Annotated in this window: 25 protein-coding genes; 16 read left to right on the top strand and 9 right to left on the bottom strand. The window is 63.8% G+C overall.

Translation table 11 applies throughout. The features are described 5' to 3' along the window. The first annotated feature begins 264 nt into the window (after positions 1–264). Entirely contained in the window at positions 265–891 is a 627-nt protein-coding gene (locus N2603_RS17475) for a transglutaminase-like cysteine peptidase (RefSeq protein ID WP_260389752.1), read from the top strand. A 118-nt stretch (positions 892–1,009) separates the two neighbouring features. Here the strand turns inward: N2603_RS17475 and N2603_RS17470 are convergent, their stop codons facing one another. Next, positions 1,010–2,773 carry a CYTH and CHAD domain-containing protein gene (locus tag N2603_RS17470; protein ID WP_260389751.1) on the bottom strand — a complete coding sequence of 588 codons (1,764 nt, stop codon included), beginning with the start codon at positions 2,771–2,773 and terminating at the stop codon, positions 1,010–1,012. 462 nt (positions 2,774–3,235) lie between these two features. Next, a complete protein-coding gene (locus N2603_RS17465) occupies positions 3,236–4,540 on the bottom strand; it encodes a metal-dependent hydrolase family protein (RefSeq protein ID WP_482151231.1) in 1,305 nt (434 codons plus the stop codon). Positions 4,541–4,949: 409 nt separating this feature from the next. On the opposite strand from N2603_RS17465, the gene N2603_RS17460 reads away from it, so the two are divergent. Beyond that, on the top strand, positions 4,950–5,153 hold the full coding sequence (locus N2603_RS17460; RefSeq protein WP_018647075.1) for a hypothetical protein: 204 nt from the start codon (positions 4,950–4,952) through the stop codon (positions 5,151–5,153). A gap of 174 nt (positions 5,154–5,327) precedes the next feature. Continuing rightward, positions 5,328–6,314, top strand: a complete 987-nt coding sequence (locus tag N2603_RS17455; RefSeq protein ID WP_260389749.1) for a Bug family tripartite tricarboxylate transporter substrate binding protein — start codon at positions 5,328–5,330, stop codon at positions 6,312–6,314. Positions 6,315–6,355: 41 nt separating this feature from the next. Here N2603_RS17455 and N2603_RS17450 read toward each other — a convergent pair whose 3' ends face one another. Further along, positions 6,356–7,063: a GntR family transcriptional regulator gene (locus N2603_RS17450; protein WP_260389748.1), complete on the bottom strand. Its 708-nt coding sequence runs from the start codon at positions 7,061–7,063 to the stop codon at positions 6,356–6,358. Between the two features lie 257 nt (positions 7,064–7,320). Between N2603_RS17450 and N2603_RS17445 the strand changes: the two genes are divergently transcribed. Genes N2603_RS17445 through N2603_RS17425 form a run of 5 tightly spaced genes read left to right on the top strand, consistent with a single transcriptional unit; the run spans position 7,321 to position 12,226 of the window. Further along, positions 7,321–8,307 (top strand): ABC transporter ATP-binding protein, encoded by a 987-nt coding sequence (locus tag N2603_RS17445; RefSeq protein ID WP_260389747.1) that lies wholly within the window; start codon positions 7,321–7,323, stop codon positions 8,305–8,307. A gap of 42 nt (positions 8,308–8,349) precedes the next feature. Next, positions 8,350–9,639: an ABC transporter substrate-binding protein gene (locus tag N2603_RS17440; RefSeq protein WP_026312631.1), complete on the top strand. Its 1,290-nt coding sequence runs from the start codon at positions 8,350–8,352 to the stop codon at positions 9,637–9,639. A 4-nt stretch (positions 9,640–9,643) separates the two neighbouring features. Beyond that, a complete protein-coding gene (locus tag N2603_RS17435) occupies positions 9,644–10,603 on the top strand; it encodes an ABC transporter permease (protein ID WP_260389746.1) in 960 nt (319 codons plus the stop codon). 2 nt (positions 10,604–10,605) lie between these two features. Further along, a complete protein-coding gene (locus N2603_RS17430; protein ID WP_018647069.1) occupies positions 10,606–11,484 on the top strand; it encodes an ABC transporter permease in 879 nt (292 codons plus the stop codon). A gap of 4 nt (positions 11,485–11,488) precedes the next feature. Further along, complete coding sequence (locus N2603_RS17425; RefSeq protein WP_260389745.1) at positions 11,489–12,226, top strand: aspartate/glutamate racemase family protein; 738 nt, start codon at positions 11,489–11,491, stop codon at positions 12,224–12,226. Here the strand turns inward: N2603_RS17425 and N2603_RS17420 are convergent, their stop codons facing one another. After that, positions 12,227–13,186: an arginase family protein gene (locus N2603_RS17420; protein WP_260389744.1), complete on the bottom strand. Its 960-nt coding sequence runs from the start codon at positions 13,184–13,186 to the stop codon at positions 12,227–12,229. It lies immediately after the preceding gene. Between the two features lie 196 nt (positions 13,187–13,382). On the opposite strand from N2603_RS17420, the gene N2603_RS17415 reads away from it, so the two are divergent. Further along, positions 13,383–13,874: a hypothetical protein gene (locus tag N2603_RS17415; protein ID WP_260389743.1), complete on the top strand. Its 492-nt coding sequence runs from the start codon at positions 13,383–13,385 to the stop codon at positions 13,872–13,874. 189 nt (positions 13,875–14,063) lie between these two features. Here N2603_RS17415 and N2603_RS17410 read toward each other — a convergent pair whose 3' ends face one another. Together N2603_RS17410 and N2603_RS17405 are read right to left on the bottom strand one after the other, a co-directional pair. Then, entirely contained in the window at positions 14,064–14,429 is a 366-nt protein-coding gene (locus tag N2603_RS17410; protein WP_260389742.1) for a hypothetical protein, read from the bottom strand. Between the two features lie 103 nt (positions 14,430–14,532). After that, complete coding sequence (locus N2603_RS17405) at positions 14,533–14,850, bottom strand: hypothetical protein (RefSeq protein ID WP_260389741.1); 318 nt, start codon at positions 14,848–14,850, stop codon at positions 14,533–14,535. A 93-nt stretch (positions 14,851–14,943) separates the two neighbouring features. Here N2603_RS17405 and N2603_RS17400 point away from each other — a divergent pair, with 93 nt between their 5' ends. Then, positions 14,944–15,108 (top strand): hypothetical protein, encoded by a 165-nt coding sequence (locus tag N2603_RS17400; RefSeq protein ID WP_018647062.1) that lies wholly within the window; start codon positions 14,944–14,946, stop codon positions 15,106–15,108. 2 nt (positions 15,109–15,110) lie between these two features. On the opposite strand, the gene N2603_RS17395 is transcribed toward N2603_RS17400, so the two are convergent. Then, a complete protein-coding gene (locus N2603_RS17395; RefSeq protein ID WP_018647061.1) occupies positions 15,111–15,641 on the bottom strand; it encodes a gamma carbonic anhydrase family protein in 531 nt (176 codons plus the stop codon). 81 nt (positions 15,642–15,722) lie between these two features. After that, the gene (locus N2603_RS17390; RefSeq protein ID WP_018647060.1) at positions 15,723–16,052 is read right to left on the bottom strand and encodes a DUF6949 family protein; all 330 of its coding nucleotides are present in this window, start codon (positions 16,050–16,052) and stop codon (positions 15,723–15,725) included. A 225-nt stretch (positions 16,053–16,277) separates the two neighbouring features. On the opposite strand from N2603_RS17390, the gene N2603_RS17385 reads away from it, so the two are divergent. From N2603_RS17385 to N2603_RS17360, 6 genes are all read left to right on the top strand, one after another. After that, positions 16,278–16,985, top strand: coding sequence for a hypothetical protein (locus tag N2603_RS17385; protein ID WP_260389740.1), 708 nt, complete (start codon positions 16,278–16,280; stop codon positions 16,983–16,985). Positions 16,986–17,281: 296 nt separating this feature from the next. After that, positions 17,282–18,343, top strand: coding sequence for a tetratricopeptide repeat protein (locus N2603_RS17380; RefSeq protein ID WP_260389739.1), 1,062 nt, complete (start codon positions 17,282–17,284; stop codon positions 18,341–18,343). Positions 18,344–18,427: 84 nt separating this feature from the next. Beyond that, on the top strand, positions 18,428–18,823 hold the full coding sequence (locus N2603_RS17375) for a PaaI family thioesterase (RefSeq protein ID WP_260389738.1): 396 nt from the start codon (positions 18,428–18,430) through the stop codon (positions 18,821–18,823). Positions 18,824–19,008: 185 nt separating this feature from the next. Continuing rightward, positions 19,009–19,407, top strand: a complete 399-nt coding sequence (locus N2603_RS17370) for a VOC family protein (RefSeq protein ID WP_260424211.1) — start codon at positions 19,009–19,011, stop codon at positions 19,405–19,407. 365 nt (positions 19,408–19,772) lie between these two features. Then, entirely contained in the window at positions 19,773–20,282 is a 510-nt protein-coding gene (locus N2603_RS17365; protein ID WP_260389737.1) for a methyltransferase family protein, read from the top strand. 95 nt (positions 20,283–20,377) lie between these two features. After that, positions 20,378–20,719 carry a cupin domain-containing protein gene (locus tag N2603_RS17360; RefSeq protein ID WP_260389736.1) on the top strand — a complete coding sequence of 114 codons (342 nt, stop codon included), beginning with the start codon at positions 20,378–20,380 and terminating at the stop codon, positions 20,717–20,719. Between the two features lie 184 nt (positions 20,720–20,903). Here the strand turns inward: N2603_RS17360 and N2603_RS17355 are convergent, their stop codons facing one another. Continuing rightward, on the bottom strand, positions 20,904–21,758 hold the full coding sequence (locus N2603_RS17355) for an AraC family transcriptional regulator (protein WP_260389735.1): 855 nt from the start codon (positions 21,756–21,758) through the stop codon (positions 20,904–20,906). Between the last annotated feature and the right edge of the window lie 44 nt (positions 21,759–21,802).

Genomic DNA, 21,802 nt, shown 5'->3' with positions numbered 1-21,802 from the left:
CTTTTTCATGCGTTGTGACGGGCCTAGCGCGGGTTAACACCGGGCCGGTTGCGCGCCGAAACGGCGGTTCCGCCAGCGTTTCCGCGTTAATCGATAAAGTTTGAATCAATTGCAGTAATCTCCAATTTTACGCGAATTCTATTCAAGTATAGATCGAATTCGCCGCGCGTTTTACTTGTATTCGTCTCGACTTGACTTGGTCGACTTAGCGGCAACTCAAAAGCTCCGTGCGAAATGTGGTCCCAACAAGAAACGGGGGCCGCAATGTTTGATTTCAGGGGACAGGGGAAGGGACTGGCGATCGCCGCCATGCTCTTCGGGATCAGCGCGACGGTGCAGGCCGGCGAAGGCCGTCTGCTCTACGCGAGCCTCGGCGACACCACGCGTGCGCCGATCGGCTGGGTCGAGTTCTGTGCGGACAATGCCGCGCAGTGCCAGGGCGGGCCGACGCAGCCGCGCGACATCGTGATGTCGCAGACGGCATGGCGCGACCTCGTCAAGGTCAATCGCTGGGTCAACGAGACCGTCAAGCCTTTGACCGACCAGGAGCACTGGGGCGTGATCGAGAGGTGGTCGCTGCCTTCGGACGGCTACGGCGACTGTGAAGACTACGTGCTGTTGAAGCGCAAGATGCTGATGGATGCCGGCTGGCCGCGCGAGGCCCTGCTCATCACCGTCGTGCGTGACAAGAAGGGCGAAGGCCACGCGGTGCTGACGGTGAAGACCGACAAGGGCGAGTTCGTTCTCGACAATCAGAACGAGAACGTCGTGGCCTGGACGGAGACCGGCTACCGCTTCGTCAAGCGCCAGTCGCAGAGCGATCCCAACGTCTGGGTCTCGCTGGGCGATACCAGGCCGGCGGTCTCCACCGCCAGCGCAAAGGATCAGTAGGAACGAGACAACAGGTTACGCGACCCGGTCACATCCCCACCCCTCCCCGTCCCAGACCGGTTCGCGCGCGGCCAGCCATCCCCCAATGGCTGGCCGCAACTTTTTTGGGAACACGCGATCAGCCCTGCGACGACCAGGGCACGCGCGCGGCAGTGAAGTCCCGCCAGCTGTCCTGCAAGGACCGGTGCGCGCCGATCGATGCACGCGCCTGCCAGCCGGTGATCGCGGCCGCTGCAACGGCGCTGTCGCGATCTTCAGAACCGAGCCCGTCGAGCAATGAGGCCGTCACCGCCATGTCGTTGAACGCGCCGAGCTCCTCCTGCAGGCCGGCGAGCCTGCGGGCGAATTTTCGCGCGGACTTGCGATCGGCAAACAGCGGCAGCAGGAACTCGCTGAGATAGCGCAGGCGTTTGGCCGCGAGCCGCACCCGGTGCACCTCGTCGACTGTGAGCGATCGGAAGCGGCGGCCGCGCTTGAGCACCTTGGCGTGCTGCTCCGACAAGACACGCCGGGCGAAATTGACGGCGGGCTCGGCAAGCCGGCCGAGATCTTCGGGCGCGACGTCGTTGCGCCAGCCGCGCGTCTCGATCCAGCCGCCGAGGCTGATCAGGAAGACGGCGCAGCGGCGATCATCGAGCGCAAGGTGCGCCTTGCGATAGGCCTCCGACTGACGCTGCGCTGCGACCCGCTCCAGCGCATCGAAGCCGGCGACCGAAGGACAGGCTCTTGCAATCGTCGGCAAGGTGTCGAGCTGGAACACGTCCCAGTCGCGCGCAGCGGACAGGTCTTGCGCCAGCCATCTGGCTTCCGACCGCAGCGAATCGAGATTAGAGAGCGCGCCGGCCGATCGCATCAGGTCGAGCGCCGAGCGTAGCCGGCGCAGCGAGACACGCAGCTGATGCACGCCTTCCGGATTGCGGCCGTCCTCGGCCGCCGGCAGCGATTGCAGCAGATGGAGGAAGCACGAGCGCAGGATCGTCGCGAAGGCCTCGTCGAGCGTGACGGACGGATCGAGGCGAACCTTGCCCGGCCGGCGCGCCGACGGCGCCTTGTCCGCAGTCAACTCGAAGCCACGCGCGGACTTGCTGCGGATCGACGGCTTCACCGCGCCATGCTCCGCAAGCCGCAGCGCGATCTCGTAGATCGTGCTCGCGCTGCCGCTCTTGAGCTCCAGCTCGATCTCGCTCACCGGCTGCGACCGGTCGCCGGCCGTCAGCTCGCCCTGGTCGAAGGCGATCTCGACCGTGCCGGACGGCAGGTCGACAATGCGCGTGCGCCGATGAATGTCGGCCGTGAAGATCGCTTCCAGCGGCTGCGCGCCGAGATGGCTGCGCAGCTTCTCCGGGATGAATGGCAATGCCAAAGCGAGATCGGGCGCCAGCGATGGCACGCTCGCCTCCCACTCGCCGCGGCGCAGCGGATCGTCGGCGGCGTCGGTCTTCACGGTCTGGACGAAGCGCGTGCCGCTCTGGCGAACGCGCAAGCTCAGCCCGGCGCGACGAAGTGTCCGCTCGGGCGTGTCGTAATAGACGGACTTGAGACGTTTTTTCGTGCCCTTGTTGCGTGCGTTCGCCGCGATGACCGGCGCAGCGCTGAAATGGGCCATACGATCTGCATCGATGAGAAGCTTGAGCTCGATTTCGCCGGCCGGACGCGCCGCAGCGTTCGACGGGGTCGGCCCCGGTGCAGGCGTTGCGTCTTGCGACGGCGTCTGATCAATCACAGCGCCCTCGACAATCGCAGGTTCCGCGCCAGACTCGGCTGCGTCACGCTGCCTGAGGAAGCCGGCAATGACTTGCGTTCGCTTACCATCCTTCGGGACAGGATTCCCGTCCGGCACGCTCATGGTTTTGCGAGCCGACGTCGCGTCTGATTTTAACATTTCCGGTGACATGACAGTTCTATGACAGAGCGCCAGCATATAACCGGTGCGGCTCGCGAGGAATAGTCACGTTACGTCGCGGCGTGTCATGGTCCACATGCACGTGCCGCACGGCAGTTATCGACGAGGATTGTCATAATTCGCTGAGCGCGACGAATTAAATTGCCGCGACGCGTAGTAAGTGATCGAATTCGATAGCGAATCTCGCCGTTCTCGAAAGCGAGATGAACGCGTCAGCGAGATTGACTCATGCTTGCCGAGAAATTCTTTCTGGTTCTGGAGACGCTTAGAAGTCACGCCGCCGATGACGGCCCCGGAATTGTGACAAGCCCTGTTGCGACGAGCCCCGCGCGGCCTGCCGCGGTCCCGGACGTCGCAAAGGGTTCGCTGCGCGAAAGGCCGGTTCCCGACGATCGGGGCTAGAAGCGTTTCAATTCGCCAGATCGCACCACGCGATGCGCGTCAGCGCGGCACGATGTTCCTGTAGATCTTGCCGCCCTTCATGATCACGACGAAATTCTTCGCGGGATCTTCGACGAGGGCGATGTTGTCGAGCGGATTGCCGTCGACGAGCAGGAGATCGGCCAGCGCGCCCTCCTCTACCACGCCGAGCTTGCCGGGATAGGGATTGCGCAGGCCCGACAGGCTCAGCAACTCCGCGTTCGCCGACGTTGCCATCGCCAGCGCCTCGGCCGGCGTGTACCAGCGCGTCAGCGCGGCCAGCATCGAGCCCTGCTTGTCGGCCAGCGCCTTCGAGAACAGCACGTCGGTGCCGAACGCGGTCTTGATCTTGTACTTCTTCGCCAGCGCGTAGACGCGGTCCGTGCCGGCAACCACCTGTCGCATCTTGTCCTGCTCCGATGGTCCGAGCGCCGCGGCACCGGAGAGATCAAGGAATGGCTGTGTGCTGAGCCAGACGCCCTTCTCCGCAATCAGCTTCGCGCTCGCCTCGTCCATGAGGTGACCATGCTCGATGCACCTGACGCCGGCCGCGACCGAGCGCTGGATCGCCACCGGCGTATAGGCGTGCGTGGCAACGTAAGTTCCCCAATTGTCGGCGGCTTCGACGGCCGCGCGCAGCTCGGGCTCGGTGAAGGTGGAGACATCGAGCGGGCTGAAGGGCGAGGCGACGCCGCCGCCGGCCGTGAGCTTGACCTGCGCAGCGCCCTGCATCAGCTGCTCGCGCGCGCGAACGCGCACCTCGTCGGGACTGTCGGCGACCATGCTGCCTCCGACCAGTTCCATGCGGCTGAGCATGCCGCCGAGCGTTCGCGGCAGATCGGTGAGCTGCCGGAAGTCGCCATGGCCGCTGGTGACGGTGATGATGGCACCGGAGGGATAGATGCGCGGACCGGCGACGAGGTCCTCGTCAATCGCCCGCTTGAGGCCGAAAGTGGGCCCGCCCATGTCACGCACCGTGGTGAAGCCGCGCATAAGCGTCGCCGTCGCCTCACTGCCGGCGAGCAGATTGTTGTAGCCGACGTCGCCGAGAGCCGCGGCCGGCGTCGGACGCACCAGCATCGCGTGCCAATGCGCATCAATCAGCCCCGGCATCAGCACGCGTCCGCCGCCGTCGATGACCTGAGCATCAGCCGTGATGTTCGCGGTCGAAATCTTCTCGATCTTCCTGTCCCTGACGAGGACATTGGAGGAGGCCGAGAGCACACCGTTCTTTCCGTCGAAGATCCGGACGTTGCGGAACAGAACGGCGGAGTCCTGCTGGGCCCGTGCTTGCGACGGAAGACAGATGCTCGTTCCAACCGACATGAGCAGTGCGGCGGCTCTGAAGAGCCCGGCCGGCGTGGTCAAACCCCACATGTCCAACCTCCACGCAAGTTGCCGGACACCAGCCGCGCTGGCGTGCGACGCGCCTGCGGATTGATGCCTGCAAACCGCATCAAGTCAATTTGCAACCACGGGGAGATTTTGCAAATCAGCCATACGACACGACGCGTGAGGCGTCGGCATCGAGTTCCATGGACGAATGGTAAGTGTGACTGCCGCACTCGCGTCGAACTCAAATCAAAGTGGAGAAACCGCCTCGGGCGTGCCCGCAACGATAGATTGCCACTGCCTCGATCAGGAGTACGATCCCGCGCGGTCTACGCGACTTGAGACACCGGGCAGGAGGGGGCTCGCGAAGGTCTGTAGCATCGGAAAAAAGAAGAGGCGTAACATGGTGGCGCAAACAAGTGATGGCCACGTTCTGCTGGCCAAGAAGCTCGGCGGACTCGTCGCGATCATACTGGGATGCCTGCTGACGGCCGTCGGCGTGACGTTCGAATCCGGCGGCACGACTTTGGTCGGCGTGTTGTTGCTGATCGTTGGAGCCGGCCTGCTCGTGCTGAAGATCGTCAGGCGAAACGAACGACCTTCGTAGCCGGCGGCGCGATGCAACTACGCTCCCTGCACGTCCGGGCATGATCCGGCGGGACAATTATTCCGCGAGATGAAACGATATTTCCGTTTGTTGACCTCCTCATTTGCTCGTGTGACACCTCGTTGCGGCGGCTGATCGCCGCCCAACGACGTAGAGCAAAAAAGGGAGGACGATGTGTTGATATCTGCCAGAATTGGCGGCGCCGTGGCTGCTGCAATTGCGTGCCTGACGCTGGCCGCGGCAGAAACGGCTTGGGCCGACGCCTGGCCGACCCGTGCAATCAAGATCGTCGTCTCCACGCCGGCAGGCGGTATCACCGATGCGTTCGCCCGCGCCTATGGGGAGCACATTTCGCAGAAACTCGGCCAGCCGGTCATCGTCGAAAACAAAACCGGGGCCAGCGGTGCGCTGGCGGCGCAATCAGTGAAGGATTCCCCGGCGGACGGCTACACGCTGATGTACACGATCTCGTCCACCCTGCTCGGCAACAGGCTGCTGCTGAAATCGCTGGCCTATGATCCGGACAAGGATTTCGCGATCGTCGCGGTGACGCCTTCCGGACACCTGCCGCTGGTGGCCCATACGGCGACCGGTGCAAAGACGCTGGAAGAGCTCGTGACGTATGCGCGTCGCAACAAGGTCACGGCCGGGACGTATGGCATCGGCTCGTTCGCGCACATTGCGGTTGCCGAGCTCAACCGGCAATACGGCCTCGACATTTCCATCGTGCATTACCGCGGCGAGGCGCCGATGTGGCAGGATTTTGCAGCCGGGGTCATCCAGGTGGCGGTCGGCAGCTATCAGGCCGCGCTTCCGGTCCTCGATACCGGCGTCGGCCGCGCAATTGCGGTGCCGACACCGGTGCGCATGAAGAAGCTGCCCGAGACCAGGACGTTCATCGAGCAAGGGGTCAACGGGAATGTCTTTCAGCTCACCAGCTTTACGACCTTGGTGGCGCCCGCTGCCACGCCAACAGACCGGATCGAACTGCTGGCCAGGCTGATGGTCGAAGGCGGCAAGACGGAGCGTGTGCAGAAGCTGCTCGACGCCTTCGGGGTCGACTCACCGGCGATGGACCGCCCATCCTCGATTGCGCTGTACGAAAAGGAAGGGCCGGTCTGGCTCGAGTCGATCAAGAATCTCGGATTGGAGCCGCAATAGGATTCGGGCCCAGCTCCCGCGTGCCGGACGCCTCGTTGCGCTTACGCGCCCAGCACGTCGGCGAGCCGCAGCTCGTCGGCGGCGGGATCCTTCAGGAACAGCTCGGCTTCAATCTCGTTCAGATGCGACAGCATCTGCGCGCGGGCAGCCTGCTTGTCGCGCTTGCGGATCGCGCTGACGATGCCGGCGTGGTGGTCGGTGCCGCAGGCCGGCGTGTCGTGGCGGCGGTAGAGCAGGATGATGAGCGAGGAGCGCGCGATCAGCTCCTTGAGGAAACCGAGATAGATGCTGTGGCCGCTCATCTCGGCGACGAGCCGATGAAACTCGCCGGAGAGGCGGACCGAGGCGCGCGCGTCGCCGCGCAATTCCGCTTCGCGCTCCTCGGCAAGATGCTGGCCGAGCCGATCGAGCCAGGCCGGTGAGACCGCGTCGATCGCGTGGTCGACGATAGTGGGCTCGATCAGGCGGCGCGCCTCGAACACTTCGCGGGCATCGGCTGGCGTCGGGCGCGCGACGAAGGCGCCGCGATTCTTCTCGATATTGACGATGCCCTCATGCGCGAGCTGCTGCAGCGCGGTACGCACCAGCGTACGGCTCGCACCATAGATCTCACCGATCTCGTCCTCGCCGAGCTTGGTGCCCGGCAGCAGACGGTGCTCGAGGATCGCCGCGGTCACACCCTCCCTGATACGGCTGACGCGATCGCTCGCGTCTGGCGCGTCGGGTTTTTGGCGGGTCTTGGCGGCCATGGGTGTGAGGCTCGATCGGCGAACGTTCGGCCTCGAATGTTAGTCGACGACCTGTATCCAATCACAGGCGAAACTTTATACAATCTTCGCCCGTTTTGTGTGCAGATGACTGCGCAGGCGGCGGGCAGCCCGGATACGCCGGATTCGATCTAACGATCTGACTCCGCTGCACAGTTTGGGGATTTTGCCGACTGAGGCCTGTTGGCACGGACCTTGCGGAGAGAGGCGGGAAGCACCGCCCTCCTCTTGGACACGCCATGGCCACTCCCGCCGCTCTCGAACTGGTCGCCGTCACCAAGCGCTACGACACGACGCTGGCGGTCGATACCGTCAACCTGAAGATCCCGGCCGGGACCTATTGCTGCCTGCTCGGCCCCTCCGGCTGCGGCAAGACGTCGACCCTGCGCATGATCGCCGGGCACGAGGCGGTCAGCGCGGGCGACATCATCCTGGGCGCGCAGAACGTCACCGACCTCGAGCCCGCCAAGCGCGGCACGGCGATGATGTTCCAGTCCTACGCGCTGTTTCCGCATCTCTCCGTGCTCGACAATGTCGCCTTCGCCCTGAAAATGCGCGGTATCGACAAGCCGACCCGCCACAAGCGCGCCGGCGACCTCCTGGAGCTCGTCGCCATGAGCCCCTATGCGGGCCGGCTCCCGGCGCAGCTCTCCGGCGGCCAGCAGCAGCGGGTGGCGCTCGCCCGCGCGCTGATCACCGAGCCGCAGATCCTGCTGCTCGACGAGCCGCTGTCCGCGCTCGATCCGTTCCTGCGGGTGAAGATGCGCGGCGAATTGAAGCGGCTGCAGCGCGAGCTCGGCATCAGCTTCATCCAGGTCACCCACGGCCAGGAAGAGGCGATGGCGCTCGCCGACCACATCGTGGTGATGAACCACGGCAAGATCGAGCAGCAGGGCGCCGCCCGCGACATCTTCCATCATCCCCGCACCGAATTCGTGGCGCGCTTCATCGGCGGCCATAACGTCCTCAGCGACGCCGGTAACCTCATCGCCGTGCGCGCCGATCAGCTCGGCATCGTGCCGTTCGCCGACGGCGCATTCGGCGCGCCGGCGCTGCTGACCCAGACCGAGTACCAGGGCTCCTACATCGCCGTCTCGCTCACGCTCGACGACGGCACCGCCCTGTTCTCCCACGTTCCGGAAGCCACCTTCGACGTTCACCCGTTCCGTCCGGGCGATCGGGTGCTGGCAACCTGGGATCCCGCCAAGGCGCAGCGCCTGCAATAGCGCCGATCGATCACTGGAATGCGCAACAGAGGAGTGACTGATATGACCGAGACCACCAGGACAAAGGGCGTCAGCCGCCGCACGCTGCTCAAGGGCACCGCGGGTCTCGCCGGCCTTGCCGCCGGCTCCGGCGCCATCACCGGTTTTCCCTATGTGAAGTCGGCCGACGCGAAGGTGCTGCGCTATCTCGGCACCGCCGTGAACGAGGGCGACGACATCTCCAAGCAGTGCCTGAAGGATACCGGCATCAAGATCGAATACATCACCGCCACCACCGACGACGTCACCAAGCGCGTGATGACCCAGCCGAACTCCTTCGACGTGCTGGACACCGAATATTTCTCGCTGAAGAAGCTGGTGCCGTCGGGCAACATCCTTGCCCTCGACGCCAAGAAGATCAAGGAATTCGACAACATCACGCCGGTCTTCACCAAGGGCGAGACGCCCGGCGGCAAGAAGATCGGCGGCCAGGGCACTGCACCCTGGAAGGTGCTCTATCTCGAAGGCAAGGACTCCAAGAAGTTCGCGACGTCGGCGACCGAATTCGTCACGCTGATCCCGACCGTCTACAACGCCGACACGCTCGGCATCCGCCCCGACCTGATCAAGCGGCCGATCAGCACTTGGGCCGAGCTGCTCAACCCCGAGTTCAAGGGCAAGGCCTCGATCCTCAACATCCCCTCGATCGGCATCATGGATGCCGCGATGGTCGTGGAAGCGACCGGCAAATACAAATATGCCGACAAGGGCAACATGACCAAGGAAGAGATCGATCTCACCATGAAGGTGATGACCGAGGCAAAGAAGGCCGGCCAGTTCCGCGCCTTCTGGAAGGATTTTAACGAGAGCGTCAACCTGATGGCATCAGGCGAGACGGTGATCCAGTCGATGTGGTCGCCGGCGGTCACGAAGGTGCGCTCGATGGGCATCCCCTGCACCTTCCAGCCGCTCAAGGAAGGCTATCGCTCCTGGGCGTCGGGCTTCTGCGTCTCCAAGGGCGTGTCGGGTGCCAAGCTCGAATGGGCTTATGAGTTCGTGAACTGGTTCCTGTCCGGCTATGCCGGCGCCTATCTCAACCGCCAGGGCTACTACTCCGCCGTGCTCTCCACCGCGAAGGCGCACATGGAGCCCTACGAGTGGGCGTACTGGATGGAAGGCAAGCCGGCCGAAAAGGACATCAAGGCGCCCGACGGCTCGCTGCTGGAGAAGGCAGGCGCGGTGCGTGACGGCGGCTCCTACGAGGACCGCATGGGCGGCGTCGCCTGCTGGAACGCCGTGATGGACGAGAACGACTACATGGTCCGCAAGTGGAACGAGTTCATCGCGGCCTAAATTGATGGACACGTCAGAGGACATCCTGCATCAGGCCCCCCCGGACCTCGTCCGGGGATCGGAGACGAAGCGCGCCGCGAAAGCGGCGCGCCTGTCGCCGTCCTTCATCTCCTGGCTCCAGGCCGGGCCGATGATGCTGGTGTTCCTCGCCTTCTTCCTGATCCCGCTGGTGTTCGTCGTCATCGTGTCCTTCTGGGACTACAACGAATACCAGTTGCTGCCGGCCTTCTCGGGCCGCGGCTACACCGACACGTTCGAAGGCTGCATCGCGCAGCTTCCCGAGCTCTGCACGATCGGCAAGACCTATCTGATGACGTTGAAGCTCTGCTTCATGGTCTGGGCCATCACCCTCTTCATCGGCTTCTGGGTCGCCTATTTCCTCGCCTTCCACGTCAAGTCGAAGACATGGCAGATGGGATTGTCGCTGCTCTGCACGATCCCGTTCTGGACCTCCAACGTCATCCGCATGATCGCCTGGATCCCGCTGCTCGGCCGCAACGGCCTCGTCAATTCCGGCCTGGTCAAGACAGGCTTGATCAACCATCCGCTGGAATGGCTGTTGTTCTCGGAATTCTCCGTGGTGCTGGCGCTGGTGCACCTCTTCACTTTCTTCATGGTGGTGCCGATCTTCAACTCGATGGTGCGCATCGACAAGTCGCTGATCGAGGCCGCCTATGACGCCGGCGCCACGGGCTTCCAGACCCTCGTCAACGTCGTCATTCCGCTCGCCAAGCCCGGCATCGTGATCGGCTCGATTTTCGTCATCACCATCGTGATGGGCGACTTCATCACCATCGGCGTGATGGGCGGCCAGCAGATTGCGGCTGCCGGCAAGATCATCGAGACGCGGGTCAACGCGCTGCAGTTCCCCGCCGCCGCGGCCAACGCCGTGATCCTGCTCGCGATCACCTTCCTGATCATCACCATGATGTCGCGCATCGTCGACATCAAGAAGGAGCTCTGAGCATGAAGGAAGGACGTCCGCGCTCTTTCTACGTGCTCGCGGTCTTCTTCGCGGCCTATGTGCTGTTTCTCTACGGGCCGATGATCGCGATCTACGTGCTGTCGTTCCAGGGGCCGCAGGGCGGCCTCACCTTCCCGATGAACGGCGTATCGACCTTCTGGATCGCAAAACTGTTCCAGGGCACCGGCATCGTCGATCTCGGCGCGGCCTTCCGCCGCTCGCTGCTGCTCGGCGTCATCGTGATGATCGTCACCGTCGTGCTGTCGGTCGCCGCCGGCATGGCCTTCCGCAGAAAATTCAAGGCGCAGAGCATCCTGTTCTATTCGGCGATCGCGAGCTTGATCGTGCCCTCGATCATCACCTCGCTCGGCATCTCCCTGGAATTCCGCATCATCGACGATCTGATCAAGGCGCATTGGAACGAGAATTTCGAGACCTCGATGGGCCTGCTCACATCAGGGCTCGGCGCGCACCTGACCTGGACGCTGCCGTTCGGGCTCTTGATCATGTTCGCGATCTTCAACCGCTTCGACCCGCGCCTGGAAGAAGCCGCGCGCGATCTCGGGGCGACGCCGTGGCAGACCTTCCGCCATGTCGTGCTGCCGATCATCCTGCCCTCGGTGATCGGTATCGGCCTGTTCGGCTTCACGCTGTCCTGGGACGAACTGGCGCGCTCCAGCCAGGCGATCGGGGCGGTAAACACGTTGCCGCTCGATCTCCAGGGCCTCACCACCACCGTGACCAACCCCGACATCTATGCGCTCGGCACCGTGATCTCGGCGGTCTCGTTCACCGTGATCACGCTTGCGCTCGGCACCATCCACGTGCTCAACAAGCGGCAGGCGGCCAAGGGCTCGGACGCCGGCAAAGGGCTCGTCTGATCCGATGCGGCTTCACGTCGTCAATCCCAACACAACGGCGTCGATGACGGCGAAGATCGCCGCCGCGGCGCGCAGCGTCGCCCTGCCCGGCACGGTCATCGATGCGCGCCAGCCCGCGATGGGCCCGGTCTCGATCGAGGGCTTTTACGACGAGGCTTTTGCGGTCCCCGGCATGCTCGGCTGCGTCCGGGAAGCTGATCGCGACGGTGCCGATGCCCACATCATCGCCTGCTTCGACGACACCGGCCTCGATGCCGCGCGCGCCGCCGCGAAAGCGCCGGTGATCGGCATCGGTGAGGCCGGCTTCCACATGGCGAGCCTGATCGCCGCGCGCTTCGCCGTGGTGACGACGCTCGGCGTCTCCATCGTGCCGATCGAGCATAATCTGAAGAAGTACGGCCTCGCCGAGCGCTGCGCCCGCGTCCGTGCCGCCGAGGTCCCGGTGCTGGCGCTCGAGGAGCGCAACACCGACGCGCTCGGCAAGATCTCGGCGGAGATCGCCGCCGCCATCCGTGACGATCGTGCCGAGGCCATCGTGCTCGGCTGCGCCGGCATGGCCGATCTCGCCACTGAACTTGCCGCAACCCACGGCCTGCCCGTGGTCGACGGCGTCGCCGCCGCGGTGACGCTGGCGGAGTCGCTGGTGCGGCTGGGGCTGACAACGTCGCGGCTAGGGCCCTACGCACCGCCGCGTCCGAAGACCTATTCCGGGCCGTTCTCACCGTTCCAGCCCGAAGCCTAGTCACCTCGCTGCCGGGCGGCGTTCCCTTGACGCCAACTGCTGACGTCCGATGCATCCCAGGGCGACGCAGAGGATACGGGATGCCGCGAGGACGCCAAGGCCCCTCACATCAGCATCGGGCACCAGTTCCACGAGGTCAAAGCCCACGATCCGCGCGCGCCCGGCCACGCCATGCAGCAGCTCGACGATGTCGAGATAGCCGAGGCCGCCGGGCTGAGGAACGAGCACCGCGGGGATCACGCCGGGATCGAGGCCATCGCAGTCGAGCGTGACGATACAGCGGCTGCCCGGCACGATCTGCTCGACGATCGGCTGCACGCCATGCCGCCGCACCGATGCGGCGTCGAACAAGTGCACACCCCATGCGCGCGCGTCAGCAAGATCACCGGCGTGCGAGCCGCCCACGCCGCGTTGCCCGACCTGGATGATCCGCTCCACCCACGGCATTTCGCTGGCGCGGCGCATCGTGCTCGAGAACGTGTGCTTGAGACCACCACGCTCGTCACGCCAGTCGAGATGTGCGTCGATCTGCAGGATGGTGACGGGACCGCAGGGCTCGAAAGCGGCGAAGAAGGGAATCGGGACGGAATCGTCACCGCCCAGCAGCACAGGCACGGCGTACGCCTTTACGATCGAGGCCGTTGTGGCGGTGATCAATGCACGGTTCTCCGACGGGGTTGCCGGGCTGGTCGCGAGATCGCCAAGATCGACCGCGCGCAATCCGGGCAAGAGCAGAGGCCCCTCCTGATCGAAATCCCACCGCAACGGATCTGACGCGATCGATCGTGCGCTGTCGCGAAGGGCAGAAGGAGCTCGGGCAGCATGGCTGGCCTGGCCCGGCAAGTGCGGCGTCGCCTCGGCTGCGCCGAAGATCACGATATCGGCGCCGGACAATGCCTGTTGTCCGGCTGCGGGGACATCGAGGAAGGTGCGGCCTTGCCGCTTGTTGTCCATCGACATGAACCGGGAAGTGCATCCCTCCCCGAACAGTTCCGCACAGGGAAGCGCCAAGGGCCCTGTCCATACCTTTTTTGGCCCCTAGCCTCTTTTTGGTCCCAATTGTTGCCGAATAGTAACACTTTCGGGACATCCCGGTCGCCCTTTCTGGCTACCGGTCTTCGCCACTCACCAAGTTTCAATTTGGGTTTTGTCAGCGATGATCGATCTCGTGGAGGACACACGGTCCACCCCCCTGCTTCGGCTTGGCGCCCAGCCCATCGCGCTGACCGCCGTCGCCCTTTTCTTGCTGATCGCCGGCGTGACTTCGATCGCGATCTGGCGTGCCTATACCGGCTCAGCGCCGGAGACCGACCGGGTGGTGGCATCGCGGCAGCTGCAGGCCCGCACCGCCCAGGCCTCCGAGCAGCTGGTCGAGAAGACCAAGGGATTGGAGGCGACCCAGCAGGAATCGATCGACCAGCTCCAGGTCGTGCAGGACCAGCTCCAGACCGTGAAGCGGCTGCTCGCGGCCCAGCAGGCCGATACCAAGCGCCTGTCGGAGCAGGTGACGACCCTGAACGAATCCATCGACGGCTTGCGCCAGTCCTTCGCCAGCGCCCGCGCCACCGAGGCCGAGACGCCCTCGGTTACCCGCAGGAAACCGGCGCGCTACCGTCATGCCAGCGCGCGCAAGCGCTCGCGCGGCTGAATTGCCCTTTCGCCGGCGGCTTTAATTTCTCCACTTGTGAACTGGATCACATTCGCCCGTATGATTCCGCGCGATGCTGGCCGTCACCGGATGGCGTGAGCCGATTTCAATATCCGGGGCTGGCAAGGTCGTTGACGGTATACTGCGTCAACGGCCTTGTTTTTTAGTGGGCCGGCAGATCTTCCACCCTCATTCGCAGACGTCGACGCGACGGTATCGCCACCCCGAAGGCGTCATCACGCGCTTGCGTACGACGTAGCAGCCGCCGTAACCGCCATCGTCATAGCCGGTACCGTAATAATAGGGATTGCCGTAATAGGGGGAGCCATAGCCGTAATAGGCGCCGTAATAGCCGGCGCCTGCGAGGCCTGCGCCGATCGCCACACCGGGCCAGAAGCCGCCACCGTGCCAATGGCCGTGACCGCCATGGCCCCAGCCGCCACCACCATGAAAGCCGCCGCCATGTCCAAAACCGCCCCCCGCCTGGGCCTCCTGCGGCATCGACAGTCCGACCGCCGCGACGGCCAGCGCCGCCATCATCGTCTTCCGTAACATCACTCGATCCTCCGCGTGGACACGCTCCACGCTTCAAGCGGGGATCAAGCTAGCGTCGTCGGGGCAATCCGGACAGCCACACTGTCTCACTTCCACGCGAGCATCAGCAGCCGCGACAGATGCTCTTCATCTTCTTGTCGAGCTGCCGGTTCTCGGCGTTGACGGTGGCGTCGGCAGCGCCACCGGTGCCGGAGCCGGTGGTCACTCCGGAGCCTGGGCCCGACGATTGCGCCGTCCCCAGGCTGTTGGTGCCGGGCGGCGGCGCCGGCGCGTTGGCAACACCTCCGGCCGGTCCCGAGGAAGTGCCGGTCGATCCGGAAGAGCCGCCGGTCGCTTGCGCGAAGGATACGGCCGGCATCGCCGCTAAGGCGAAGATCAAGACCAACGTCTTCATTGCAGCGTTTGCGCGCGGTGGGGCCATTGGGGTGCTCCTTTATCCGTCAACGGTCCCGACCAGGACCCGTTCCGGAACCAATGCCGTCACATCGGCTTGAAAGCGAGGAGGCCCATCACGATGACCGATCGCGATCCCTTTGCAGAGGGCGAGCGCGCCGCGCGCGAAAATATCCCGGCGGAAGCCAATCCATATACGGACGGCAGCGACGAGCATGCGCTCTGGGCCGCCGGCCACGAGAAGGTTGCAGGCGCGATCGAAGCGCGTGAATCCGAGGGAGGCTGAGCTCAGCCGATCCGCTTCAGGCCCTTCTTGAAACGCGGGCCGTTGGCGACGTAGAACTTCGCCGCGCTTCCCATTCTCTGCACCTGGGCGTCGTCGAGCGTGCGGATCACGCGCGCGGGCGAGCCGATGATCAGCGAGCGTTCGGCAAACTCCTTGCCCTCGGTGATGACGGAACCGGCGCCGACGATGCTGTTGCGGCCGATCTTCGCGCCGTTCATCACGATCGAGCCCATGCCGATCAGCGCGCCCTCCTCGATGGTGCAGCCGTGCAGGATGACGTTGTGGCCGACGGTGCAGTTCCTGCCGATGACCAGCGGAAAGCCGAGATCGGTGTGGCAGGTCGAGCCGTCCTGCACGTTGGCGCCCTCGCCGATCTCGATCCACTCGTTGTCGCCGCGCAGCACCGCGCCGAACCAGACGCTCGCCCCCGGCTTCAGGCGCACGCGGCCGATCACGGTCGCGGTCTCCGCGATGAAGTAATTGCCGTCGGCGGGAAGTTCGGGCGCCTGCCCATCGAGCTCGTAGATCGCCATCAAGGTCTCCTGTCAGGTTGACCCAGCCATAGCGAAACGGCGGCCCCGACGCAAAGGGCCGCGCGGCCTACGAGCCTGGCCTCAGGTCAGGACGCCGGCGGCGCGCAACGTCATCAGGAAGAAGGTGCCGCTCATCATGCTCCAGAAGCCGGCGATGACGGTCGCCATCATCACGAACTCGACGCGGCGGCTTTCCACCTGCATGCCGCGCAGCGTGTTGCGCATGATGATGAAGGGGGCGGCGAACACCAGGAACGGCACCGCCGCGAAGGTCTTCGGCGCCACGCCGTCCTGCAACAGGCCGAAGCCGGCGGGCCGCTGCGCGACCGCCTGGTACCCGTTCACGAGGGCGCCGGCGAGCGCGAAACCGATGCAGATCGAGAAGAAGGAATTGAGAGCTTCAGGTGTCATCGGAAACTGTCCGCACTTACGCAACGCCGAAGCCTTCCTGTGACAAATCGTGCTGGTTAACGCTACATTATCCTTAAGAGAAGGTTAACGGCGCCGGTCGATCCGCGCAGGGCCCTCCTCCCTTCCCCGCGGCCGGCAAGGCCTAAGCGAATTCGCCGCCGCATGGCATATTCGCCGCTGATTCGTCGGCCATCGGCCGACTTCGGGTCTTTACGCGCGCGCATCATGACGGTGTTTTCGGCAGCTTCCCTCAGGTCCTCCAGGACGCGCACTTGGGCGCATGTCGTCCCGATCGTGCTCGGCGGCGCTGCCGCGCTTGGTGCGGTCGCGCTGGTCGCCTATTTGTTGTGGCCGACCTGGGGGGCCGGCGGCGCCAGCGCCCCGGACAAGCTGCCGGTCAGCGTCGGCGGCACATTGTTCAACCTGCCGGTGGCTGCGATCCGGATGAAGATCCAGCGGCACTCCGGGCCACAGGAGCGCATCGATCTCGACTTCCTCTATCCCTCGCTGGAGTCGCCCGGCGCGCCCAAGCACGTCACCGCCGACACGGTGGAGACGGCGGTGCAATCGATCGACCGCATCTTCCTGTCGATCGCAGCCCATCACGATGCGCTCTCGCCCGAGCAGCGAACCGCCACGATCTATCCGCGCTATCTCGACCAGGCCGCGATCCAGCCCGAGGACGGACTGACGATGCGGATGTTCCGGTCCGACACGCCTTACGGCAGCGAGGATCTCTACTCCGCCGCAAGCCCCGCGCTGACTGCGCGATGCACGCGCGATGCGGCAACCCCCGGCATGTGCCTCTCCGAGCGCCGCGTCGGCGGCGCCGACCTCACCTTCCGCTTTCCGCGCAGCTGGCTGTCGCAGTGGCGCGAGGTGGCCGAGGCGATGGAGAAGCTGACGGCGCAATTGCGCGGGCCGAAGAGCTGAGCGCGGCCCCACTGCGAGATCTGCTTGCGGGGATGGGCTGGAGCTCCCCGACAAAAAACATCGAAAACAACCCCATGCACAGTAGCCAGGCCTCGGGCACGACTTCGTATTTTTCGAATCAAAGTTGATCCGTCGGGCAAAACAGGGCTATGATGTCATCATGGGGCGATCGGGTCGGATCAATCAACCTACGACGTCGTTGTGCGGACCGAAGGGGGAGCGGGGGTTCGTCAGCGGGCCCTGAACCTCATGCTTGGGAATGACGACAAATAGGGCGAATTGTCCCGGGGTTTCCGATGTCGACGTTGAGGCTGTTGCTGCTGGCTCTGGCTGTCGCCTTGTCCGCGCTGGCGGCTCTAGCCTTCTGGTTGGCGGCGACGCCAGCCGCGGCCGACGATGTTCATACATGTGGAAAGGCATCTGGCGACGAGGCCATCGCCGCGTGCACACGGGCGATCGATTCCGGTCAATATGGCGGTCATCAGCTTGCCGCCCTCCTCAACAATCGTTGCTCCGAGTGGAACGGAAAGCACGAAAGCGACAAAGCCATTGCGGATTGCAACCAAGCGATCGGGCTCGATCCGAACTACGCATTGGCGTTCTTCAACCACGGCAACGCCTATTTCAATAAGGGCCAGTACGACCGCGCCATCGAGGACTATGACCAATCGATCCGGCTCAATCCGAACTACGCACACGCGTTCAACAACCGCGGCAATACCTATAGCAACAAAGGCCAACGGGATCACGCCATCGAGGACTACAGCCAGGCGATCCGGCTCAATCCGAAACAGGCAGACGCGTTCTACAACCGCGGCACCGTCTATGACGCCGAAGGCGAACACGACCGCGCTATCGAGGACTTCAACCAGGCAATCCGGCTCAACCCGAACCGCGCGGATATGTTCTACAACCGCGGCATCGCCTACAAGCAGAAAGGCCTATACGACCACGCCATCGAGGATTACAGCCAGGCGATCCGCCTCAATCCGAACTACGCAAGCGCGTTCAACAACCGCGGCAACACCTATAACGCCAAATGCGAATTCGACCGCGCCATTGAAGATTTCAACCAGGCGATCCGACTTGATCCGGGCCACTTCGATGCATTCAACAACCGCGGCGGCGCCCATAACGCCAAAGGCGAATACGATCGCGCCATCGAGGATTTGAACCAGGCGATCCGGCTCAATCCAAACTACGCGATCGCATTCTATAACCGCGGCATATCATGGGAACGGAAGAACGATCCGCAACGCGCGTTGGCAGATCTCAAACGGTTCTCCGAATTGGCCCCGTCCGATCCGGATGGCCAAAAGGCAATTGAGCGCGTCACGAAGACGGTGAGCGGTCTGTGACCTTGCCTTTGGCGCGCCGTCTCGCTTGCACGACATGGACCGGCTGACAGGCTCGTCGCCGACACATCAAGCGCGGTGACCGACGTGACAGATGCGGCGGAAAATCTTCCACCTGGCGCCCAACTGTTGGGGCGCGAATGGCTTGGCTTTGACGAGAGCGGTCATGCGCTGATCCGCTTCCAGGCCCAGCCCGCGTTCACCAACAGGCATGGCACGATCCAGGGCGGATTCCTTGCGGCAATGCTGGACTCCGCCACCGGGATTTGCGCGCTCGCGGCGCTCCCGCCCGATCAGACCGCGGTGACCAAGAGCCTCGATACACGCTTCCTCAAACCAGCCGGTGTCGGGCCGATCACGGCGCGCGCACACGTCGTCGAACGGACGGATCGCGACATGGTCGTGCAGGCCGACCTCGTCGATGCAGCCGGGGTGACGGTCGCCGACGCCACTGCGAAGCTACGCATTCTCGCAAAGAAGTAGGTCTCGAAGCCGCAGGCGCAACCAATGGCAAAGGCACAGCGACCGCTGCCGGACGAAAGGCTCCTCCGAAGGCGGGGGGCAAAAACGTCAACGCCGTGAAGCAGGAGGCTGCTGACAGCATGCTGTCAGCAGTGGGGCGATACTGCTCGACGGAAGCGCTGAAACATTCAGAAGGAACTGGGTTTATGAGATTCGCCTCAATACGTCTGATCGCCCGCGACATCAAAGCCGTGGTGGGCTTCTACGAAGAGGTAACAGGCAAGAGGGCCGATTGGCTCGCGCCGGTCTTCGCTGAGATCGTGACGCCAACAGCCGCAGTCGCCGTCGGAAGCGCGGAGACTGTCGCTCTCTTCAAGGAAGGAAGCGCCGAACCCGCCGCCAACCGTACGGCAATCATCGAATTTCAAGTGACGAACGTTGATGCCGAGTTTGCGCGGTTGAAGGGCCAAGTCGAAGTCGTTCACGAACCGAAGAATTTGCCGTGGGGCAATCGCGCAGTTCAATTCCGCGACCCCGAGGGCACGCTGGTCAGCTTGTATACTCCCGTTACCGACGCTGCCAAACAGCGGTTTGGATCTCGATGAGCGACAAGTCGAGATGATTTTGCTGCGTATCGATCGATCACGTCATGGGCGCCCGTCGATTGCAGTCCCCGAGACTAGCCGCACTTCTCCGCGTTCGATCAAATGGGCGCACGCATGCAATGTCTGTTCGGGGGCATTCTCGTCGATCAGCCGGGACCATGACCAGGGCCGGTCTACGCCAAAGAGCTGACGCCAAGATGAGGATTGAGGTTCGACGCCAAGGGCCGGAAGCGGTCGTGACCAGTGTGACCCGGGCCAGTCAATCCTAGTCGCCCCAATCGCCGGCTGCTACGATGAGGCCGGCGTTTCGCGACCGCGTCGCTATCGCGGGTGCACGCTGGGATTTGTGAGGCCGGAGCAACATCATGACCAGAAGCTCGGCAGCTCTGGGGTCGGCGGTCTTTTTTCTGATTGCCCCCACGACGGTCGCCGGTGTCCTGCCGTGGTGGATTTCGCAATGGCGCCTGCAAGCGCCGTTCTTCGATCTCCAGCTTGTCCGATGGTTCGGCGTGGTTCTGATCCTGCTCGGCATTCCGGTGTTGGTCGAAACCTTCACACGATTTGCGCTGCAAGGCGGCGGCACGCCAGCGCCGGTCGCACCAACGCAACATTTGGTGATCACCGGTCCCAATCGTTATGTCCGCAATCCGATCTATCTTGCCCTGGTGGCGATTGTACTTGGCCAAGGGCTGATCCTCGGAAACGCAAGGCTTCTGGTCTACGGCGCGCTACTGTGGATCGGCTTCCACACCTTCGTTCTGGCTTATGAGGAGCCGACGCTGCGTAGGACATTTGGAGCGGAGTACGACACCTATTGCGCCAACGTGTCGCGCTGGTTGCCACGCTTGCCCGGCTCTACGTCGGCGTTGTCCTGATCGACCGCGAGTGCGAGTGCCCCGTTGAACGGACCTGAATGGGGCGCTACGTGGGCTTGTAGGTAATTCGGCTCTGGAAAGGCGTGGGAATACCGATGACAATCCAGCTAGGCAATCTATTCGCGGATGTGGCGGATGTTTCGGCCGCCAACATGGGGGATGAGGCGTTCAGCGAAATCCTCGCGCGGCCTGGCTTGAAGATCGAGCGCATCATATCGCAGGGGCAAACTAGTCCGCCGGGCTTCTGGTATGATCAGGCGTGGAACGAGTGGGTGATCGTGCTGAAAGGGCGCGCCACATTGCAGTTCGAACATGAGTTTGCCGCGCGATCGCTGGGCGTGGGGGATTACGTCTTCATCCCTGCAAGGAAACGCCATCGCGTCGAGTGGACGGAGCCGCAACAGCCAACGGTCTGGCTCGCTGTCCATTTCGAGTGAGCGCTTGTCGCAATCGGATCCGCCGAGTGGGGAGATCGACCAGTCTATTGGTCTGCATTCGCGCACGGTGATGCACCGCCGCGGATGAGGACCGCTTTGGGTCACAAGCGATAAGACTCAGGTCGAGCATATGATTTCTGCTTCGACCCAAAGCCCGACATCTGCGCGTTAGTCGGCACACGTCCTAGTCCCGACCCTTCTGCGCCCGATACAGGCTCGGCGTCGTCCCGACTGCCTTGCGGAAGGCGCGGTTGAAATTGGCCTGCGATGAAAATCCCGCGGCATAGGCGATGTCGACCAGCGGACGGTCGCTGGTGGACAGGAGCCGCTTGGCGAGATCCAGACGCTGACGGCTGACATATTCATGCGGCGCAGCTCCGGTCGCGGCCTTGAAGCTGCGGGAGAAATGCGCCGGGCTCATGCACGCCACCGATGCCAGATCCTTCACCGTGACATCTTGCTCGACGGACGCGTCGATGAACTCGGTCACGCGCGACAAGCGCCTGGCGTCGAGCGGCTTCTGGACGGCATAGGACTGCTTCAGCCGGACTGACGTGGCCGAATAGCTGTGCACCAGATGGGCCGACAAGGCGCGTCCAAGGCTCTCGACCAGGAGGCGACCGGTCGATGTCTCCTGCTCGAGCTCGGCAAGGATCCGTTCCGCGACGTGCTCGATGAAGCTATCGCGGTCGATACTCTCGTAGCGGATCGACATTCCCGACGGATCGATGTCGAGATCCCTGAGCATGGTGTCGTCGAACGGCTGTCCGGGAAGGAAGATATGCAGGCATTCCTGCATCTGGTTCTCGACGCGGATGAAATCCTCGCGGATGCCCGCCGGACAAAGCCACACGGTGCCCTTCCTGCCGAAGGTGCGCTGCCGCATGCCCGCGCCTTCCCGGTCGACGACGGAGTTGCCGCGCAGCAGGATCGCGATCTCGGTGTCGCGCGGCAATTGCGGCGGCAGATCGCCCGGCTCATGGCTCCAGCGCTCGGCAAGGAGATGACCCCATCGCCGGTCATTGGACGTCTGAAGCATTCTGCCGGTAACATATTTATCGACAGAGTTGCCAAGCATACCCA

The sequence above is a fragment of the Bradyrhizobium huanghuaihaiense genome, assembly GCF_025200885.1.
Classification (GTDB): Bacteria; Pseudomonadota; Alphaproteobacteria; order Rhizobiales; family Xanthobacteraceae; genus Bradyrhizobium; species Bradyrhizobium huanghuaihaiense.
The sequence above is the reverse complement of the archived record's forward strand: the minus strand, read 5'-3'. Positions and strand labels throughout refer to the sequence as shown.

What these genes read in the sequence shown, in the direction of transcription:
- N2603_RS17370 (WP_260424211.1), top strand. Translation starts at nt 19,009, where the DNA reads ATGAGATTCGCCTCAATACGTCTGATCGCCCGCGACATCAAAGCCGTG.
- N2603_RS17400 (WP_018647062.1), top strand. Translation starts at nt 14,944, where the DNA reads ATGACCGATCGCGATCCCTTTGCAGAGGGCGAGCGCGCCGCGCGCGAA.
- N2603_RS17460 (WP_018647075.1), top strand. Translation starts at nt 4,950, where the DNA reads ATGGTGGCGCAAACAAGTGATGGCCACGTTCTGCTGGCCAAGAAGCTC.
- N2603_RS17445 (WP_260389747.1), top strand. Translation starts at nt 7,321, where the DNA reads ATGGCCACTCCCGCCGCTCTCGAACTGGTCGCCGTCACCAAGCGCTAC.
- N2603_RS17360 (WP_260389736.1), top strand. Translation starts at nt 20,378, where the DNA reads ATGACAATCCAGCTAGGCAATCTATTCGCGGATGTGGCGGATGTTTCG.
- N2603_RS17355 (WP_260389735.1), bottom strand. Translation starts at nt 21,758, where the DNA reads ATGCTTCAGACGTCCAATGACCGGCGATGGGGTCATCTCCTTGCCGAG.
- N2603_RS17450 (WP_260389748.1), bottom strand. Translation starts at nt 7,063, where the DNA reads ATGGCCGCCAAGACCCGCCAAAAACCCGACGCGCCAGACGCGAGCGAT.
- N2603_RS17365 (WP_260389737.1), top strand. Translation starts at nt 19,773, where the DNA reads ATGACCAGAAGCTCGGCAGCTCTGGGGTCGGCGGTCTTTTTTCTGATT.
- N2603_RS17475 (WP_260389752.1), top strand. Translation starts at nt 265, where the DNA reads ATGTTTGATTTCAGGGGACAGGGGAAGGGACTGGCGATCGCCGCCATG.
- N2603_RS17385 (WP_260389740.1), top strand. Translation starts at nt 16,278, where the DNA reads ATGACGGTGTTTTCGGCAGCTTCCCTCAGGTCCTCCAGGACGCGCACT.
- N2603_RS17425 (WP_260389745.1), top strand. Translation starts at nt 11,489, where the DNA reads ATGCGGCTTCACGTCGTCAATCCCAACACAACGGCGTCGATGACGGCG.
- N2603_RS17415 (WP_260389743.1), top strand. Translation starts at nt 13,383, where the DNA reads ATGATCGATCTCGTGGAGGACACACGGTCCACCCCCCTGCTTCGGCTT.
- N2603_RS17435 (WP_260389746.1), top strand. Translation starts at nt 9,644, where the DNA reads ATGGACACGTCAGAGGACATCCTGCATCAGGCCCCCCCGGACCTCGTC.
- N2603_RS17420 (WP_260389744.1), bottom strand. Translation starts at nt 13,186, where the DNA reads ATGTCGATGGACAACAAGCGGCAAGGCCGCACCTTCCTCGATGTCCCC.
- N2603_RS17430 (WP_018647069.1), top strand. Translation starts at nt 10,606, where the DNA reads ATGAAGGAAGGACGTCCGCGCTCTTTCTACGTGCTCGCGGTCTTCTTC.
- N2603_RS17470 (WP_260389751.1), bottom strand. Translation starts at nt 2,773, where the DNA reads ATGTTAAAATCAGACGCGACGTCGGCTCGCAAAACCATGAGCGTGCCG.
- N2603_RS17465 (WP_482151231.1), bottom strand. Translation starts at nt 4,540, where the DNA reads ATGTCGGTTGGAACGAGCATCTGTCTTCCGTCGCAAGCACGGGCCCAG.
- N2603_RS17410 (WP_260389742.1), bottom strand. Translation starts at nt 14,429, where the DNA reads ATGTTACGGAAGACGATGATGGCGGCGCTGGCCGTCGCGGCGGTCGGA.
- N2603_RS17380 (WP_260389739.1), top strand. Translation starts at nt 17,282, where the DNA reads ATGTCGACGTTGAGGCTGTTGCTGCTGGCTCTGGCTGTCGCCTTGTCC.
- N2603_RS17405 (WP_260389741.1), bottom strand. Translation starts at nt 14,850, where the DNA reads ATGGCCCCACCGCGCGCAAACGCTGCAATGAAGACGTTGGTCTTGATC.
- N2603_RS17390 (WP_018647060.1), bottom strand. Translation starts at nt 16,052, where the DNA reads ATGACACCTGAAGCTCTCAATTCCTTCTTCTCGATCTGCATCGGTTTC.
- N2603_RS17440 (WP_026312631.1), top strand. Translation starts at nt 8,350, where the DNA reads ATGACCGAGACCACCAGGACAAAGGGCGTCAGCCGCCGCACGCTGCTC.
- N2603_RS17395 (WP_018647061.1), bottom strand. Translation starts at nt 15,641, where the DNA reads ATGGCGATCTACGAGCTCGATGGGCAGGCGCCCGAACTTCCCGCCGAC.